General features: G+C 67.8%; 13 protein-coding genes. 6 read left to right on the top strand and 7 right to left on the bottom strand.

The genetic code is table 11. The annotated features are described in order from the left end of the window. Positions 1-27: 27 nt before the first annotated feature. From ACP2AH_RS07620 to ACP2AH_RS07605, 4 genes are read right to left on the bottom strand one after another with little or no spacing between them, the layout of a single operon-like run. Complete coding sequence (locus ACP2AH_RS07620; protein WP_425105243.1) at positions 28-516, bottom strand: DUF1178 family protein; 489 nt, start codon at positions 514-516, stop codon at positions 28-30. Further along, positions 513-1,427 (bottom strand): carbon-nitrogen hydrolase family protein, encoded by a 915-nt coding sequence (locus tag ACP2AH_RS07615; RefSeq protein WP_425105242.1) that lies wholly within the window; start codon positions 1,425-1,427, stop codon positions 513-515. The genes ACP2AH_RS07620 and ACP2AH_RS07615 overlap by 4 nt, the downstream gene beginning before the upstream one ends. 14 nt (positions 1,428-1,441) lie before the next feature. Beyond that, positions 1,442-1,699, bottom strand: coding sequence for a glutaredoxin 3 (grxC, locus tag ACP2AH_RS07610; RefSeq protein ID WP_244375134.1), 258 nt, complete (start codon positions 1,697-1,699; stop codon positions 1,442-1,444). Between the two features lie 48 nt (positions 1,700-1,747). Continuing rightward, entirely contained in the window at positions 1,748-2,578 is an 831-nt protein-coding gene (locus ACP2AH_RS07605) for a ComF family protein (RefSeq protein WP_425105241.1), read from the bottom strand. Positions 2,579-2,695: 117 nt separating this feature from the next. Between ACP2AH_RS07605 and ACP2AH_RS07600 the strand changes: the two genes are divergently transcribed. Beyond that, entirely contained in the window at positions 2,696-3,595 is a 900-nt protein-coding gene (locus ACP2AH_RS07600; RefSeq protein WP_425105240.1) for a methyltransferase domain-containing protein, read from the top strand. Between the two features lie 18 nt (positions 3,596-3,613). Here the strand turns inward: ACP2AH_RS07600 and mutT are convergent, their stop codons facing one another. Further along, positions 3,614-4,024: an 8-oxo-dGTP diphosphatase MutT gene (mutT, locus tag ACP2AH_RS07595; protein WP_425105239.1), complete on the bottom strand. Its 411-nt coding sequence runs from the start codon at positions 4,022-4,024 to the stop codon at positions 3,614-3,616. Between the two features lie 19 nt (positions 4,025-4,043). Then, entirely contained in the window at positions 4,044-5,282 is a 1,239-nt protein-coding gene (gene argJ, locus ACP2AH_RS07590) for a bifunctional glutamate N-acetyltransferase/amino-acid acetyltransferase ArgJ (RefSeq protein ID WP_425105238.1), read from the bottom strand. Between the two features lie 1,979 nt (positions 5,283-7,261). Between argJ and ACP2AH_RS07585 the strand changes: the two genes are divergently transcribed. The 5 genes from ACP2AH_RS07585 (at position 7,262) to ACP2AH_RS07565 (ending at position 15,931) form a co-directional block, all read left to right on the top strand. After that, positions 7,262-7,849: a TetR/AcrR family transcriptional regulator gene (locus ACP2AH_RS07585; RefSeq protein ID WP_425105237.1), complete on the top strand. Its 588-nt coding sequence runs from the start codon at positions 7,262-7,264 to the stop codon at positions 7,847-7,849. 722 nt (positions 7,850-8,571) lie between these two features. After that, positions 8,572-9,747, top strand: a complete 1,176-nt coding sequence (locus ACP2AH_RS07580) for a glycosyltransferase (protein ID WP_425105236.1) — start codon at positions 8,572-8,574, stop codon at positions 9,745-9,747. Between the two features lie 134 nt (positions 9,748-9,881). Next, the gene (gene gmd, locus ACP2AH_RS07575) at positions 9,882-10,913 is read left to right on the top strand and encodes a GDP-mannose 4,6-dehydratase (protein ID WP_425105235.1); all 1,032 of its coding nucleotides are present in this window, start codon (positions 9,882-9,884) and stop codon (positions 10,911-10,913) included. 130 nt (positions 10,914-11,043) lie between these two features. Continuing rightward, positions 11,044-12,240 carry an FkbM family methyltransferase gene (locus ACP2AH_RS07570; protein WP_425105234.1) on the top strand — a complete coding sequence of 399 codons (1,197 nt, stop codon included), beginning with the start codon at positions 11,044-11,046 and terminating at the stop codon, positions 12,238-12,240. Next, positions 12,197-15,931 (top strand): glycosyltransferase, encoded by a 3,735-nt coding sequence (locus ACP2AH_RS07565; RefSeq protein WP_425105233.1) that lies wholly within the window; start codon positions 12,197-12,199, stop codon positions 15,929-15,931. Before ACP2AH_RS07570 ends, ACP2AH_RS07565 begins: the two co-directional genes overlap by 44 nt. A gap of 125 nt (positions 15,932-16,056) precedes the next feature. Here the strand turns inward: ACP2AH_RS07565 and ACP2AH_RS07560 are convergent, their stop codons facing one another. Further along, positions 16,057-17,085, bottom strand: coding sequence for a peptidylprolyl isomerase (locus ACP2AH_RS07560; protein ID WP_421699894.1), 1,029 nt, complete (start codon positions 17,083-17,085; stop codon positions 16,057-16,059). Positions 17,086-17,425 lie beyond the last annotated feature (340 nt).

The raw sequence follows: 17,425 nt of genomic DNA, 5'->3' as shown, positions 1-17,425 counted from the left end.
CTGATCTAAACTATTGATAGAGCACGCTCAGTTCCGCTCGTCCGGCAGCACCGGCAGCGGCAGAATCTCGATCTCGTCCTCGATCAGCGCACGCACCTCGTCCGGCGTCGCCGCGCCGCGAATGGCGCGCTTCTCCTCCTCGCCCTCATGCATGCGGCGGGCAAGGGTGGCGAAGTCGTCGCCGACATCGACCGAATTGGCGATCACATGCGCGCGCACCGCGCGAAGCATGGCGCGCAGCTGCTGCTCCTTCTCCGACACCAGCGCGACCGGTTGCGGGGCGGGCACCGCCACCTCCGCTGGCTCGGCAGCGGGCGCTTCGGCGGCCGGCTCCACGGCGAATTTGCGCGTTCCCCGGCCGAGTGCCGGCGCCATCAGCGCCTTTTCCACCTCGGCGGAGCCGCAGATCGGGCAGGTGACCAGTCCCCTCGCCCGCTGCGCATCATAGGCCGCCGAGTCACGGAACCAGCTCTCGAAGTCATGGTCCGCGGCGCAGCACAGGCGGTAGAGGATCATGCCGCGCCACCGGGCACGAGATGCAGCCGGCTCTGGTCGGCCGGCATCACCAGCTCGAAGCGCCGGCCGTTCGACAGCGAGGGAATCCGCCCGCGCACCGCGGCCACCTGAGCGGGATCGATTTCTGCGGCGATGATGCCGGGCTCGCTGCCACCCTCGGCGAGAATGGTGCCCCAGGGGTCGATGATGAGGCTGTGGCCGAAGGTCTTGCGGCCATTCTCATGCGTGCCGCCCTGGGCGGCGGCGAGCACGAAACAACCGGTCTCGATCGCCCGCGCCCGCTGGAGAATGTGCCAATGCGCCTCGCCGGTGGACTGGGTGAACGCCGCCGGCGTGGCGATCATACCCGCGCCCGCTTCCGCCAGCGCGCGGAACAGCGCGGGAAAGCGCAGGTCGTAGCAGATGGTGAGTCCCAGCCGGATCTGCGGCAGATCGGCGACGATGGCGAGCTCGCCCGGCCGGTAGGCGGCGGATTCGCGGTACACGTCGCCATTGGGCAGGTCGACATCGAACATGTGGATCTTGTCGTAACGGGCCGCGATCGTGCCGTCCGGGCTGAGGAGATAGGAACGATTGGCCGCGCGGTGCTCGCTCGCCCGCACCGCCAGCGAGCCGATGTGCAGATGCACCTTCAGTTCAGCCGCCAGCGCACGGAAGGCGGCCAGCGCCGGGTCGTCCTCTTCCGTGTGCAGCACCTTGAACAGCGCCTCGCGGTTCTCCTCCATCGTTCCGGTCATTTCCGGCGTCTGGATGTAGCTCGCCCCCTCCGCCGCTGCCTGACGGATCAGCGCGGACGCCGCCGCGATGTTGGCGGCAACGCTCTTGGCCGTGCGCATCTGGATGAGCGCCGCGCGGAACGGGGCACCCAGCGGCGGGGCACCGGGCATGGAGGCGTGGTCGGAAGACGTCATGATCGCGGTCTCGTTCAGCTTGCCAGCAGCGCGTCCAGTTCGCCTGCTTCCTCAAGCGCATAAAGGTCGTCGCAGCCACCGACATGCCGCCCGTCGATGAAGATCTGCGGCACGCTGGTCCGCCCATTGGCGCGGTTCGACATGGCCGAGCGCCCCACCGGATCGCCTGTCACATTGACCTCGGAGAAATCGACGCCCTTGCGGCCCAGCAGCGACTTGGCCGCGTGGCAATAGGGGCAGCTCGACGTGGTGTAAATCTCTATCTTCGCCATCGGCCTGTCCTAACCGTCAGCCGCTGGCGCGGCCGTGATCCTGGTCGCTCATGATATGGGCGCGTCCGCCTCGTCAGCAACCCGGGCGAACACCAGAACGTCCACCTGTCCCGCCCCGGCGCGCTGCAGCGCCTTGACGCAGGCGTCGATGGTCGCCCCGGTCGTGAGCACGTCATCGACCAGAACCAAGCGTCGGCCGCGCAATTCGCCCTTCGCCATGTCGGGCACGGCGAAGGCGCCCTGCACATTGCGCGCCCGCGCCACCCGATCGAGCCCCACCTGCGGCAGCGTCGCGCGGCGCCGCTCCAGCCAGCCCGCGCGCACCGGCAGGCCCGTCTCGCGGCCGATGACCCCGGCCAGCACCGCCGACTGGTTAAACCGCCGCCGCCACAGCCGCAGCCGATGCAGCGGCACGGGCACCAGCGCCTGTGCATCGGCCAGAATGTCCGCGCCGGCGCGCGCCATCATCCGCCCCATCGGGGGAGCGACATCCAGCCGGTCGGCATATTTCAGCGCGTGGATCAGGTCTCGCGCCACGTCGCCGAACGCCGCCACCGCCCGCGCCCTGCCATAGGCCGGCGGCGCCTCCCGGGCCGCGGGAGAGATCAGCCGCCCCTCCCCGAAACCATAAGGCAGAGGCGTGCCGAAACGGTCGCAGATCGGCGGCGCGATGAAGGCGAGCCGGCTCCAGCACGCGCCGCACAGGCAGCCCGGCGCGTCCACCGCCGCGCGGCAGGCCATGCAGCCGGGTGGCAGGGCGACATCGACCAGCCCGCCCCACAGCCGCCGCGCCAGACCGCGCAGCCGCGTGGCCAGGGCCGGCGGCAATGCCTCGGCCTCACCGGCAGGCGCGGGCCATGGCTCCGGGAGCGGTGTCATGGTGGTAGATTAGCACGGTGCAGGTTTCCCCGTCCGTTGCCTCACCGCTTTTGGCCGCGCCCTGCCTTTGACCTCTCCAGCCCACCGCCCTATGGCTCTCATCCGAGGAGCCTCCGCATGCCCGCTGCCCCGACCACCACTGCGTCGATGAACGTGTTTGACCCCGTCGCCCTGGCGCAACGCCGCCAACGCGCCGTCGCGCTCGGCCCGGAGACATTCCTGCTCGACCGGGTGGCGGAGGATCTCCTTGACCGGCTGGGCGCGGTGAAGCGGCACTTCGGCAATGCGGCCGATCTCGGCACCCCCACGGGCGCCCTTCGCAACGCGCTGGCCGCCTCGGGCATGGTTGAGACTTATAAGGCGTTCGGCCCTGCCGAGCGGGCCGATGTCGATGTGATCACCGACCCGGAAATCCTGCCCTTTGCGCCAGCATCGCTCGATCTCGTCGTTTCCGCCCTCGCGCTGCAAAGCGTCAACGACCTGCCCGGCGTGCTGGCGCAGATCCGCCGCGCGCTGAAGCCCGACGGGCTGCTGCTCGCGGGTTTTCTCGGCGGCGGCACGCTTGCCGAGCTGCGCGAGGCCTTCGCCATCGCCGAAAGCGACACGCTGGGCGGCATTTCCCCGCGCGTCGCGCCTTTCGTCGATCTGCGCGATCTCGGCGGGCTGCTGCAACGGGCCGGCCTCGCTCTGCCCGTCACCGATGTGGACCGCGTGGTGGTGCGCTATGGCGACCCGCTGGCGCTGCTGCACGATCTGCGCCGCATGGGCGGGGCCAATCCGCTCGCCGACCGGCGTCGGGCGCCGCTTTTGAAAAAGACGCTGGTGCGGCTGTTCGAGGTCTATGCCGAGCGCTTCGCCGATCCGGACGGGCGTCTGCGCGCCACCTTCGAGATCGTGTGGATTTCCGGCTGGGCGCCGCATGAGAGCCAGCAGAAGCCGCTGCGGCCCGGCTCCGCCAAGACCCGGCTGGCGGATGCGCTCAAAGTGCCGGAAGGAAGACTGCCGGGCGAAGGATAGAGCGCGCCCGCCCGGTCTCTACCGCCCCGGCCCCAGCAGATCCAGCAGCACAGGGATCAGCGGCTCGTCGGCCGGTGGCATGGGGTAGTCGCGCAGCGCGCCCGGGTTCACCCAGGCGAGGCGCTGGCCTTCGCGGCCCTGCGCCTGCCCTTCCCAGCGCCGGCAAATCCACAGCGGCATCAGCAGCTGGAAGTTCTCATAAGTGTGGCTGGCGAAGGAGAGCGGCGCCAGGCACGGCTCCTTGACCGTGATTCCCAGTTCCTCGGACAGTTCGCGGATCAGGCACTCTTCCGGCCGCTCGCCGGGCTCGACCTTGCCACCGGGAAACTCCCACAATCCGGCGAGCGACTTGCCCGCCGGCCGCTCGGTCAGCAGCACACGGCCATCGACATCGACGAGCGCGGCCGCGGCGACGAGGACGAGTTTCATCGCGTTCGCCCTTCGCCGCTCACGAGCGGTAATCGCCGTTGATGGCGACATATTCCTTGGTGAGGTCGCAGGTCATCACCCGGTCCGACCCGCGCCCGAGGCCGAGATCGACGGTGATGTCGATCACGTCGTTCTTCATATAAGCCGAGACCTCGGCCTCGTCATAGGCCGGGTCGCGGGCGCCTTCATGCGCCACGCGGATGGCGCCGAAGGAGATGGAGAGCCGGTCGCGCTCCGCCGGCTCGCCGGCCTTGCCCACCGCCATGACGATGCGGCCCCAATTGGCGTCTTCGCCCGCCACCGCCGTCTTCACCAGCGGCGAATTGGCGATCGACATGGCGATGCGCCGCGCCGAGCGCTTGGAGGTGGCGCCGGTGACATGGATCTTCACCAGCTTGCGCGCCCCCTCGCCGTCACGCGCCACCTGCTCGGCCAGATCCGCCAGCACGCCGGTGAGCGCCTTGCGGAAGCGGTTGAGGCGCGGGTCCTTCGCGTCATCGATGCGCGGCGCCCCCGAGGCGCCGGTGGCGAACAGCATCAGCGTGTCCGAGGTCGAGGTGTCGCCGTCGATGGTGACGGCGTTGAAGCTGTCCACCACGCCCTTGGAGAGCAGGGCCTGAAGTGCCGGCGCCTCGATGGCGGCATCGGTGAAGACGAAGGAGAGCATGGTCGCCATGTCGGGCGCGATCATGCCGGCGCCCTTGGCGATGCCGGCGATGGTGACGTCCACGCCATCGATCTTCACCTTGGCCGTGGCCAGCTTGGGGAAGGTGTCGGTGGTCATGATCGCCTTGGCCGGCTCGACCCAGGGCAGCGGCGCGAGACGCGTGGCGGTTTCCTGCAGCACGCCCTCGAACTTGGTCGCGTCCAGCGGTTCGCCGATGACGCCGGTGGAGGCGAGATAGATCTCCTCCTCGCGGCAGCCGAGCGCCTTGGCGGCGATTTTCGCGGTCAGCGCGGTCGATTCCCGGCCCTTGGCGCCGGTGAACGCATTGGCATTGCCGGAATTCACCACCAAAGCCCGCGCCGTGCCGTGCGGGAGATTGGCGCGGCACCACTCGACCGGCGCCGACGGGCATTTGGAACGGGTGAACACGCCCGCCACCGTGGTGCCTTCGTCGAGCGTCAGCAGCAGCACATCGGTACGCCCCTTATAGCGGATGCCCGCCTCGGCGGTGGCGAAGCGCACCCCGGCAACCGGGCCGAGCTCAGGCGTGGTCTTGGGGGCGAGCGGAGAGACGGGAGCAGCGTGGGCCATCGGCGGGAACTCGATCGCGGGAAAAGGGCTGCACGGGTGTGCCCGAGATGCGCAACATCCGCAAGACGATGGGTGGCGGTCACGCTCGAACCCGCCATGCCGAATGGCGGGGCTCAATGGGAGCGGCGGCGGCACCGGGACGGGTTGGGGCAGGCCCCCCCCGGCGCTGGACGCCGCCGAGCGGGGTATGGAAACTCGTTCGGGTTAAGCCTGAATAAGCGGACCCGAGAGCCGCATCATGGGCGGGGTATGAGCGATCGTTTCGGGCGGGCGGCGGGAGGCGACCTTGTGTGAGCCGATGCGGCGACGATGCCCGAACATGGTGAAGGCAGGGAACCTCAAATAGCGGAGGGCCCTGCCCGCCAGAGCGGAAGCGGGATCCCCATCGCGCCGCGGCAGGCGACAGCTTGGCGGCATCGGCACAGCCGCTGGTATTGGCTCGTTGGGAGGGACGAGCCGTGGACCGAGGCCTTCGGTAAGCGACGGCCGCAACGCCCCTGCGGCTTTGCCGATCACGGGAGCCTTACGGGCGAAGCAGGGGCATGTTCGACCTCTCGCGATTGGGGGGAGAATTGGGCTGCGGGACGAGCGGAGCGACCCAGCAGGGTGATCGCGCCGCCGACTTCTGGACAAGCCGCGCGAATGGGCGCGGGTGGATGACCGTCGACTGCGCAACCGCGATCTCCGAGGGCTCGGAGCCTCGCCCGGGCGGGATGTGCCCGAACGCTACGGGCAGCAAAGACCCGTCGAACCCCTTTCGCAGAAGTGTCAGGCTGTGGCTCTGGCGGCTCGAACCGGTCTCCACCGCCGGCAGCGGATCATCCTCGTGATCGACTGCTGGGCGCCTGCGAGCCAAAGCCGAACATGAGCCAATGGCGATCAAGGCGTGGGTCGCTTCCGGCGGGGGCTGGCAACATGATGGTCATTCTGGCGGCTGATCAGTCCTGATCATCGCCGCGCAGCCAGGCGACGCCGGCGTGAGAGGAATGGCGGGGCTCGGCTCGCATCGGCGGCATCCCGCGCGCCGGAGAGTCGTTGACACCGACATCGTCCGCGTGTCCGCGGCGCGGGGGAGGTGCGCCAGCCCGGGGTGGAGCACTCGGCAGTCCAAGGCGGGCGTGCCCGCCGTCGGGTTGCTTTGGTCGACCCAGATCGATGGGAACGGCGGGGCCGCCTCGTATCGGCGGCATCCCGCGCGCCGGTAAGTCTGTGACACCGACATCGTCCGCGTAGCCGTCGAGGTGGAGCTCCGCCGGTGCGAGTTGAGCACTCGGCAGTCCAAGGCTGGCGGGAGGGCGGGCCGTTGCATTGCTTTGGCCGACCCAGATCGATGGGAACGGCGGGGCCCGCTCATGTCGGCGGCATCTCACGCGCCGGAGAGTCTGTGACACCGACATCGTCCGCGTAGCCGTCGAGGTGGAGCTCCGCCGGTGCGAGTTGAGCACTCGGCAGTCGAAGGCGGCCGTGCGCGCCGTCGGATGGTTTTAGCCCCCTAGATGACAGTGCTGCGGAACCGGCCGGACACGCTCGCCTCTGGGGGCATGTTTGTCTTGTCCGGGGTGCGTCACGCGAGGTGAGACACGAACGCGGCACCGTCTAACACCGCATCGCAGCATATTTACCTTTTGGCTCTGCGGAGCGACAAGGTGTGGTGTTCGGGGCGAAGTGATTCGCGCTCGTTTGTCTCTTGTTTCTCGGGAACTGCACGCCCGGCCTTGGAGGCGCACCGTCTCGCAGCGCGCGCCGCGCCGCCCGAGACCGCCTGAAAAAAGTTAGTCGGATAAACAGACTAGTATTGATACGAAACGTAGCGTTTCATGTGTCGAAACGTTTCGTGTCGTTTATCGGCGCGCGCATAGGGTCGCTCATTGCCTCGGACGTGAGCAACAGCACGCCGCCGAGACGCGAATGCGCGCGGTGCAAGAAAGTTAACGGCGATGGTTAACAAAACCGCACAACCACGGACAGGTGGCGTCCAAGTGAGCCCGGCACGACGAGGCTCTGCCGGACCGCGCCGGAGCAAGGCGGCCACCGAGGCGATCCTGGAAGCTGCGGAAGCGGTACTGGCCGAGACCGGATATGCCGGCTTCACCATCGAGCAGGTGGCGCGGCGCGCGGGCGCCGGCAAGCCGACAATTTATCGCTGGTGGAGCGGAAAGCCGGCCCTGCTGGTCGAGATCTATGCCCGCCAGCCTTTCGACATGTCGGAGACCAACACCGGCTGCCTGGAGCACGACCTGGCGGCGGCATTGCGGAAGCTCATCACCTTCTGGCGCGATACGCCCGCCGGTGAAGCTCTCACCGCGCTGCTGGTGGAGGCGCAGCAGGATCCGGCGGCGCTGGAAACCCTCCGCGCCTTCCTGGCTGAGCGCAGCTTTCCCGTTGCCGAGCTCTTCGCCCGGGCCGCGCGACGCGGAGAACTGGTGGCGGATTTCGACGGAGCGGCCGGCCTCGATCTCGTCAACGGTTATGTGTGGGCGCGCCTGCTGACGCGCCGGCTTGATGACGACGCCGCCAGCCTCGCAGCCGCCGCACGCCTGATCGCCCGGGGATGCCTGCGTTCGTGACAGCCCTCGGCCCGCGCAAGGGCTGCGACAGGGGCTTCCGACGCCGCGATGCGCGCCAATGTCGCCGCGCAGGAAACGCGTACGCTTCGCACAGCGTCCTCACTTTGGACGGCCTCCCGCAAGCCGCGCACGCGTGCAAGGGCGCTGCCGCTGAAGCCGCCTCGCAGGCATCGCACGCCCGATCGCCGGGGGCCGCCTGCCCTGCTGAGAGCCTCAAGCGTCTTTAACGGAAGAACAGGGCTTCTGAACTGCGTCGCGCGTCAAGTGCCCCCCCTCTGCCAGCCGCTAGAGCTTGCTCCCCACGCGGGCGGCGAGCCCCTTGGCAACGATCCACGCCCCACCACCCGCCCACACTCCTGTGCCCGTCAGCGAACACGCGCTTGTGTCCAAAGGCGGCGCGGCGATGGCACAGCTGCGGCGCGCGTCCGCAGGCCAGTCGTCGGAGCAGCGGCGGGTCGGCGCCGTTGTCGCGATTTGCCAGGGGCGGGCCGATCGACGTGCCAGAGCGGAACCTCGGTCCAGCCGCGCCGGCCGAGGTATTGAGGCACGACACCTAGCCTCGTAATGTGGTCCCATACCGCGCGGATCAAAGGTGGACCGCCGCATGGCTGGAAAGCTGTTGATCCTGTTTCCCTCACGTCGCGGCGAAACCGGCGGTCCGCCGGATGCGGCAAGGGCTGTCGCTCGTCCGGAGATCGCCCCGTGAGGATACCGGCCACGACATGAAAATTGGCGGAAAGGCGATCAACTCCGGCCTGCGATCGCTGCTGTGCACGCATGCGAACTGCCCGTCGGCGCTCGCAATGCCCTGCTGGCTGCGTCGCCTCGCCGGCGAGAGCCGGGAGCCCGGGGTCGATATCGTCGGCTTTCTTCGATCGGAAATCGGGCTTGGCGAAGCGGCGCGGCTCATGGTGGCCGCCCTTGATGCCGGCGACATTCCCGCAGGCCTCATCAATGTTCCCCTGCCGGGGAGGATGGCCGAAGCGGCATTGGCAAACCGGCTGGCCGCCTCATCCCGGCATCGCACCGCGCTGGCCATCTTCGGCGCCGCCGAAATCGGCATGTTCGCCCGCCGCGCCTGCCGCGACCAGACCAACATCGCCTATCCCTATTGGGAGTTGCCCAGCTTTCCCACCGCATGGAGGCGCTGGTTCGAACGCTTCGACGCATACTGGGCGCCGACGACGTTCATTCGCGACGCGCTCGCGAGCGTGCATTCGAGGCCGATAAGCTTGGTCCCGCAACCCGTCGACCTGCCGACGGAACCACGGCAGCAGCCGTTCACGGGCCCTTTGAAGTTCCACACCTTCTTCGACGCCGATTCGTCCATCGCGCGAAAGAACCCGCTGGGCACGATAGAAGCGTTCCGCCTCGCCTTTCAGAGCGGGCGGGAGGACACCCGGCTGCTGGTCAAGGCACGCGGCGGAGGCTCGGACCCGGCCCGGTTCTCAAGCCTGCTGGCGCTCGCCCGCCAGGATGCCCGTATCGAGATCGTCGACGGCACGCTCACCAGAGCCGAGATGACGGCCTTGATGGAGGATTGCGACGTGTTCGTGTCCCTCCATCGTTCGGAGGGATTTGGCCTTGGATGCGCGGAGGCGCTGCCACGCGGCAAGGCGGTTATCGCGACCGATTTTGGCGGCACACGCGACTTCATTAATGAGCAAACCGGATATCCCGTGCAGTTCGCTGAGGCTGCCGTGCCTCCGCAGGATTACTGTGGCACCGAGGGGAGCTATTGGGCGGAACCGAGCCTCGCACACGCCGCCAGCATCATGCGGGCCATCTATGACGACCCTGGACAGACCGCCGCAAAGGCACAGGCGGGGTTCGCACACCTCAAGCGCCATAATTCCTTTGGCGCCGTAGGTCGTCTTATCAAAGAGCTTCTCGGCTGACGGTCAGCCAACGGCGTCCCACGGCCCTTCGGCGCCCCTCGCATCTCTATTAAAATACCAGTCCGCCGCTCGACAATCGTTCGAGACGGTATGTATGTAGCCCCCGTCACGTTGTTATCCGCGTGGAGTCCAAGGTGAAAAAGGCGCTGATCACGGGTATTACCGGGCAGGATGGCAGCTATCTCGCGCGTCTCCTGCTTGAGAAGGGCTACGAGGTCACAGGCACCGTCCGCGCCAATTCGCAAGCTAAGCTGACCCGCCTGCGGAAGCTGGGCGTTGCCGACGACGTGCGGCTTGTGGACTTCGACCTGAGCGAGATCAACAGCATCAACCGCGTGCTCCGCCAGACCACCTTTGACGAGGTGTACAATCTCGCCGCACAGAGTTTTGTCGGTTCTTCGTGGGACCAGCCGCTTTATGTCGCCGATGTCAACGGCATGGGCGTGGCGCGCCTCCTCGATGCCATCCGCACCTATTGTCCCCAAACCCGCTTCTATCAGGCGTCGACCTCGGAAATGTTCGGCCGCGCCCGGGCGGTGCCGCAGAACGAGGAAACGCCCTTTCACCCTCGCTCGCCCTATGGCGCGGCCAAGGTGTATGGCCACTACATCACCATCAACTACCGAGAATCGTTCGCACTTCACGCCTCGTCCGGCATTCTGTTCAATCATGAAAGCCCTGTGCGCGGTGCGGAAATGGTGACGCGCAAGGTCACCTTGGGGCTGGCGCGCTTCGCCCATGGCGAACATGTCCCGGTCGAACTTGGCAATCTCGATGCGCGGCGCGACTGGGGCTTCGCCGGCGACTATGTCGACGGCATGTGGCGCATGCTGCAGCAGGACGAGGCGGACGACTATGTTCTGGCCACCGGGGTGACGACGCCCATTCGCGACTTCGTCACCTTCGCCGCCGAGGCGCTCGGCCTCGCGCTGGAATGGTCGGGCACGGCCGAGGCCGAGCAGGCCGTGGACCGGCGCAGCGGCAAGGTGGCGGTCAAGGTCAACCCGCGATTCTACCGGCCAGCGGAAGTCGATCTGCTGCTTGGCGACGCGACGAAGGCGCGCACGCGGCTGGGCTGGGAACCCAAGGTCGCCGTCCGCGAACTCGCGGACATGATGGCCCGATCGGATTACGACGACTGGAGAGCCGACGCCCCCTCGCGCTAATCTGCCAGCCGTCGCTGCGGCGGGCGCTCTTACGCCTTGGCGGAAGGATAATTTTCTGGCGCGGCGACGCGCCGGCCAGCGCGCGGCAGCCTAGGGTTAGCGGCAGCGTCCCACTCCTCGGAGTTCCCCAGTGCCATTCGTCTCCTTCGCGCAGAATTATGAAGACGTGATGCTCTGGCGGGCGCTCGGCCATGTCGGCGCCGGCTTCTATATCGATGTCGGCGCCTTCTCCCCCGAGGCTGACAGCGTCACCCACGCCTTCTACGTACGCGGCTGGCGGGGCGTGAACATCGAACCGATACCCCGAAGGCTGGCGGAGCTTGCGGCGCGGCGCGACCGGGACGTGAATCTCGGCGTGGTGGCGAGCGATCGCGACGGCACCGCCCGGCTGCACATCGTTGGCGATACGGGACTGTCCACCGTCGATGTCACCATCGCCGAGAGGCACCGCACGAAGGGCTGGGCGGTATCGGCGATCGACGTGCCCCAGCGCACATTGACCGGCCTCCTTGACACGCACCTGGCGCCGGGACAGCCCATCCACTTTCTCAAGATCGATGTGGAAGGCCATGAGACCGCCGTGGTGCGCGGGCTGGATCTCACCCGCTATCGCCCCTGGGTGATCCTGATCGAGGCCACACACCCGAACTCACCGGAAGAGACCGCCAGAAGCTGGGAGACATTCCTGACGGCTGCCGGCTATCGCAGCATCTATTGGGATGGGCTGAACCGTTTCTACCTCGCCGCGGAGCACGAGGAGCTCGCGCCGGCGTTTTCCGCGCCGCCTAATGTGTTCGATAACTTCGTCAAGGGAGACGGTGAAGCCCACGCGCAACTGCGGGAGCAGGTACAGGGTTTGGAGGGGCTTCTGGCGGCGGAGCGCGCCCGCACCGGCCACCTCGCGACGCGCGTTCAGCAGCAGGGGCAGACGATCGAAGCGCTGAACACGGCGCTGGCGCGCCAGACCGAGGCGACCGCAGCCGCCCTTGAATACGCCGCTCGCCGGAGCCTGTGGGAGGCGCTGTTCTTTCGCCCGTCAGGGCGACCCAAGAAGATGGTGCGCCAGCTGCTGTTCCACACCAGCGGCAAACCTCGCAAGGCGTTTCGCCGTCTGGTCTTTCATACCAGTGGACGGCCCCGCCGCCCCTTCCGGCTCTGGCTTCACAGCGCGGAATACCAGGCTCTGCGCGGCGCGGTGGTGATGGAAGCCGCTGCCGGCGTGACCCTGCAGCCGCACGAGCCATCGCAACACCCGTCCTCCCTCAGCCCTGCCGCGGCCCATCTTGCGCGACGCATTGCGGCGCGGCGCACGCGTCACAACGCCTGAAGTGCGAGAGCAAAACGTGCGCATTGTCGTTGACTTGCAAGCACTTCAATCACGATCGAGCGGACTGCGTGGCATCGGCCGCTATGCCCGCTCTCTGGTGGAAGGACTTCTGCGACAGGCGCCTGAAGACGAGTTCGTGCTGCTCCTCAACGGCATGATCGGCGAAGACAATGCGGGTCTGCGACGCGACTTCGCCACATGGCCGAATGTCACCCTGCGCCTCTGGACCGCCGTACGCCCCGCCAGCTTCCTGGCACCGCTCGAGCGGCGACTGGCCGCGCAGGCCATTCGCGAGGCGGTGATCGCCGATTGCGCGGCCGATATCGTTCTTGTCACCGGCCTGTTCGATGGCCTGTCGGAGGACTGCGTAACCGGCGTCGGCGACACACCCACCGCCGTGGTGCTTTATGACCTGATCCCGCAGCTTTTCTCCTCGCTCTACCTCACCGACCCCCACGTCACCCGCTGGTACCAGAGCAAGATCGAGGCGCTGAAAAACGCCGATCTTCTGCTCGCGATCTCCGATTGCTCGGCGCGTGATGCGGCCCTGCATCTGGGAAGGCCGGCGGACCGGATTGTCTCCATAGGCGACGATGTCGACGCCCGCTTCGTCCCTCTCGCGCTCAGCGAGGAGGAAAGGGAGCGGCACACTGCCGGGTTGGGCCTCAGCCGCCCCTTCCTCATGCACACGGGCGGCATCGACCATCGAAAGAACATACCCGCCCTCATCAGCGCGTTCGCCACCCTTCCCCCGTCGCTGATCGAAACCCATCAGCTTGCCATTGTCTGCGGCGCCACGGCGGATGAGAAGGAGCGGCTGCTCGCCCATGCCCGCGCCGCCGGCCTGCCGGACACGGCCGTGATCCTGACGAGCGATGTGCCGGACGACACGGTCGTTGCCCTCTATAATCTGTGCGCCGCGTTCATCCTCCCGAGTTGGCATGAGGGCTTCGGCCTGCCGGTGCTGGAGGCGCTGCGCTGCGGCACTCCGGTCGTGGGCGCGAACGTGTCCAGCGTCGCCGAGATCATCGGTCGGGACGATGCGCTGTTCGATCCGCACTCCATCGACGACATGGCGCGGATGATCGTGAAAGTGCTGACGGATGAACCATTCCGCCAGTCGCTGCGCGAGTCCGCCGCCGCGCAGGCGGCACGCTACAGCTGGGACGAGACGGCGCGGCGCGCGCTCGACGCGCTGCGCATGCGGGTGCGCGAGACGGCTCAAGCGGCGCCCAGCCTAACCCCGCGCCCCAAGCCGCGCCTCGCCTTTGTCTCGCCATTGCCGCCGCAGCGCAGCGGCATCAGCTTCAACAGCGCCACACTCCTGCCCGCGCTCGCCGACCATTACGACATCGACCTCATCGCGCAGGAGCCGGACTCGGTCGACCCCGCTCTCGCCGCGCGCTTCTGCGTGCGCGATGTCTCCTTTCTTCGCGCCCACGCCGAGAGCTACGATCGGGTTCTCTACCAGTTCGGCAATTCGCACTTTCACACGCATATGTTCGAGCTGCTGGAGGAGATTCCCGGCATCGTCGTCCTGCACGACTTCTTCCTGTCCGGCATCGAGCGCCCCCGCTGTCTGACACGTTTCTGGCAGCTTCTGGGGGAGAACCACGGCTATGCGGCCCTCCTCGCCTGCCACGCGTCAGCCGGTGGCCGCGATCCCTGGACAGAGACCATCCATGCCTGGCCCGCCAATGCCCGCGCCGTGCGCGCGGCGGAGGGCGTGATCGTCCATTCCGATCATGCCCGCCGGCTGGCGCGGCACTTCTACCATGCGGCAACCGTGGCCGACTGGGTGGTCGTCCCGCTTCCCGGCGTCCCGCGACTCAGGACGGATGAAAGCCGCGCCAACGCCCGCGCCCGCCTTGGCGTTGCACCCGACCAGGTGCTGATCTGCAGTTTCGGCTACGTCACGCCGTCAAAGCTGCCGCTTCGCCTGATCGACGGCCTCTGCGCCGCAACTTGTAGCGCCAACCCCACGGTGCACTTGGTCTTCGTCGGCGATGCGGGCTCCCTCGCTGCGGCGATCATGGACCGCGTGGCGTCGAGCCGTTGCGCCGGGCGGGTACACATCACCGGCTGGGCCAGCGGGGAGACGTTCGCCGATTATCTGTTGGCGGCAGACCTCGCCGTCCAGCTCCGGACGCATTCCCGCGGCGAAAGCTCGGCCTCCGTCATTGACGGCATGGCCGCCGGCCTCCCGCTGATCGTGAACGCGCATGGCAGCCTTGCCGATCTGCCGCCTGACGGCGTGCTGCATATTCCCGACGTCTTCGAGGATCGTGAACTCGCAGAGGCCATCGACCTTCTGGTCAACGATCCGGCTCTGCGGCAGCGCATGGGCGCGGCCGGGCGCGAGCGGATCGTGGCGGAGCAGGCGCCGGCCGATTGCGCCCGCGCCTATCACGCCGCGATTGAAGGCTTTAACCGCCGCGCCCAGGGCCGTCGCCGGCTTGTCGGTGAACTGGCGCGACTGGAAACCGATGCGGCCCTCGACGCCGAGCTGGCGCAGGCCGCGGCCGACAGCCTGCCGGCCGGCGCGCGGCTGCGCCAGCTGCTGGTCGATGTCGGGGAAATCTCGAAGGGCGATGCCAATAGCGGCATTCAGCGGGTGGTGCGTGCCCTGCTAGAGACATTGTTGCGGGAGCCGCCGGCCGGCTGGCAGGTTGAGCCGGTTTTCGGCGATCCTGTCCTCGGACGCTACCGCTATGCCCGCCGCTTCACCTGCGGATTTCTGGGTCTGCCCTGTGTCTGGCCCGGGGATGACCCCATCGACATCTACTCCGGCGACATATTTCTCAGCCCGGATGCCTGCTTCACTCAGATCCCGGAAATGCAAGCCGCGCTGGACGCGATGGCGCAGGCGGGCGTGCATCTCGCCGCCGTTGTCTATGATCTGCTGCCGATCCATTTCCCTCACTATTTCCCGCTGGCCGACGGATTGTTCGCACGCTGGCTCGACACGATCGCGCGTTTTGAGCAGTTGCTGTGTATCTCGCGGGCGGTGGCCGCGGATGTCGCCGCCTATCTCGCCGCACATCCGCCGGCCAATGGCCGGAGGCCGGCCATCGACTGGTTTCACCTCGGCGCCGATCTTGAGACCGCGACAGCGCCGGTGGCGCGGGGCGAGGATCTGCGCGACACCGCGCGGCAGACACCCGAACGCCCGCGCTTCCTGATGGTCGGGACCGTCGAACCGCGCAAAGGGCACGCGCTGGCGCTCGCGGCCATGGAGTGCCTATGGGTCCGGGGCGGCGATGCTGCGCTGGTGATCGCCGGCGCACCGGGCTGGATGGTCGATGACCTCATGGAGAAGATGCGGAGTCATCCTGAAAGCGGCGCGCGGCTGATCTGGATCGAACGCCCCAGCGACGCGGAGCTGCGGCAGCTTTACAGTTCGTGCAGTTGCCTTCTCGCCGCCAGCGAAGGGGAAGGCTTCGGCCTGCCGCTGATCGAGGCCGCGCGGCACGACCTGCCCATCCTCGCGCGCGATATACCGGTCTTTCGCGAAGTGGCCGGCGACCACGCCAGCTATTTCGACGGCACGGGACCGGAAGCCCTGCACGCGGCGCTCGAAGCCTGGCTCGCGGCCTTCCACGCTGGGCGCGTGGTCGGATCGCGTGGGATGCCCTGGCTGACCTGGCGCCAGAGCGTCGACGCGCTTTTGCAGCGCCTCCCCATGGACTGAGCCACGCCGCGCGGCCATCTCCAAAAGCGCGAGGCTTCTTTACATGAAAAGGCCCCGGAACCTTGCGGTCCGGGGCCTTTCTAGTCAACCGCTCGTCGCGACGGCCCTCGCGGGGGCCGTTGCGATCACGGGGCCGGGGTCGCCGGGGTGGCCGGAGTCGCGGCGGGGGCGTTGATCAGGTCGCCCGGCTTCGGCGCGGCCTCGGTCTTCTCCACCTTCGCGGCCTCGCGGGTCTTCTGCACCGCATCGGCCTGGGCCTTCTGCGCCAGGAACTGCTCGATCTGCGGCTTGACCTCGTCGAAGGTCGGCACCGGGCGCTCGCGCACTTCCTCAAGCTTGATGACGTGCCAGCCGAACTGCGTCTTCACCGGCTTCGACACTTCGCCCGGCTTCAGCTCGAAGGCGACTTCGGCGAATTCCGGCACCATCTGCTCCTTGGTGAAGAAGCCGAGATCACCGCCATCATCCTTGCCCGAGGGGTCCTCGGTCAGTTCGCTCGCCAGCTTGGCGAAGTCCGCGCCCTTCTTGAGCTGGGCTTCGACATCCTGCGCCTTCTTCTCGGCGGCAGCCTGAGCTTCCTTGTTGTTGGGGTCGGCGCGGAACAGGATGTGGCGGGCGCGCACTTCCTTCTCCGGCTTCTGCTGCTTCACCGCCTCTTCATAGGTCTGCTTCAGGGCGGCGTCGGTGAGCGCGTCCTTGGTGGCCTTGGTGAGGATGGCCTGCATCAGCACGCGCTTGCGGATGAAATCCATCTCGCGCTTGAATTCCTCGGTCTCGTAGAGCTTCTGCGCCTCGGCGGCCTGCGCCATGGCGTTCAGGTCGATGAGGAAGCCGAGCACATATTCGTCGCGGGCCGCGCCCTGGATCTGCTGCGGCAGGTTCGGCGCGAGTTCGGCGGCGGCGGCCGTCACGTCGCTGCGGCGGATGGGCTGGCCGTTGACGGTGGCGAGCACGGGGTCGTCGCCCTGGGTCGCGGCAGCAGCCGGCGCGGCGGTCTTGGGCGCGGCGTCCTGAGCGAGAGCCGGCAGGGCGGGAAGCAGGGCGGTGCCGATCAGCGCGGCCAGCAGGCCGGCACGCAGCGGGCCGGCGGAGACCCGGCCGGCGACGGCGCGAGCGGACGCCTTGGGCGCGGCGAGCGGGAAATGACGGGTCATGGAACGTTCCTCAATTCGGTTTGGCCGCGTGGGCCGCGAAAGCTGGCCCAGCACGGCACAGGTTGCAAGCCGGTATGATGGCCAACGCCGGATATTTCGCCGCTTGCGCGCCGGTGGCATGGGCTACCTGCGCGACCGCCCGCTGATCGGCGAAACTGTCGTCCGGCCTGCGATTGACAACCCCCAAACCCGTTCATAAGTGTGGCACGCGGTGCGGGTTCTCGCCGGCACTCGCGCTTATGTGAGCCAAGAACCCGCAAGCCGTTCGCGGCGGCCCGGCCCTGAAGACCCATTTCGGCCGCAAATGGCGTCTCGATGAGGCTTCAGCCCGCGCGTTCGC

It is taken from the genome of Ancylobacter sp. (assembly GCF_965249975.1).
GTDB lineage: Bacteria > Pseudomonadota > Alphaproteobacteria > Rhizobiales > Xanthobacteraceae > Ancylobacter.
The sequence above is the reverse complement of the archived record's forward strand: the minus strand, read 5'-3'. Positions and strand labels throughout refer to the sequence as shown.

Bases quoted from the DNA above. Each gene is read 5' to 3' on its own strand.
- ACP2AH_RS07580 (WP_425105236.1), top strand. From the start codon at position 8,572: ATGAAAATTGGCGGAAAGGCGATCAACTCCGGCCTGCGATCGCTGCTG.
- argJ (WP_425105238.1), bottom strand. From the start codon at position 5,282: ATGGCCCACGCTGCTCCCGTCTCTCCGCTCGCCCCCAAGACCACGCCT.
- ACP2AH_RS07615 (WP_425105242.1), bottom strand. From the start codon at position 1,427: ATGACGTCTTCCGACCACGCCTCCATGCCCGGTGCCCCGCCGCTGGGT.
- ACP2AH_RS07600 (WP_425105240.1), top strand. From the start codon at position 2,696: ATGCCCGCTGCCCCGACCACCACTGCGTCGATGAACGTGTTTGACCCC.
- ACP2AH_RS07620 (WP_425105243.1), bottom strand. From the start codon at position 516: ATGATCCTCTACCGCCTGTGCTGCGCCGCGGACCATGACTTCGAGAGC.
- ACP2AH_RS07605 (WP_425105241.1), bottom strand. From the start codon at position 2,578: ATGACACCGCTCCCGGAGCCATGGCCCGCGCCTGCCGGTGAGGCCGAG.
- grxC (WP_244375134.1), bottom strand. From the start codon at position 1,699: ATGGCGAAGATAGAGATTTACACCACGTCGAGCTGCCCCTATTGCCAC.
- ACP2AH_RS07560 (WP_421699894.1), bottom strand. From the start codon at position 17,085: ATGACCCGTCATTTCCCGCTCGCCGCGCCCAAGGCGTCCGCTCGCGCC.
- mutT (WP_425105239.1), bottom strand. From the start codon at position 4,024: ATGAAACTCGTCCTCGTCGCCGCGGCCGCGCTCGTCGATGTCGATGGC.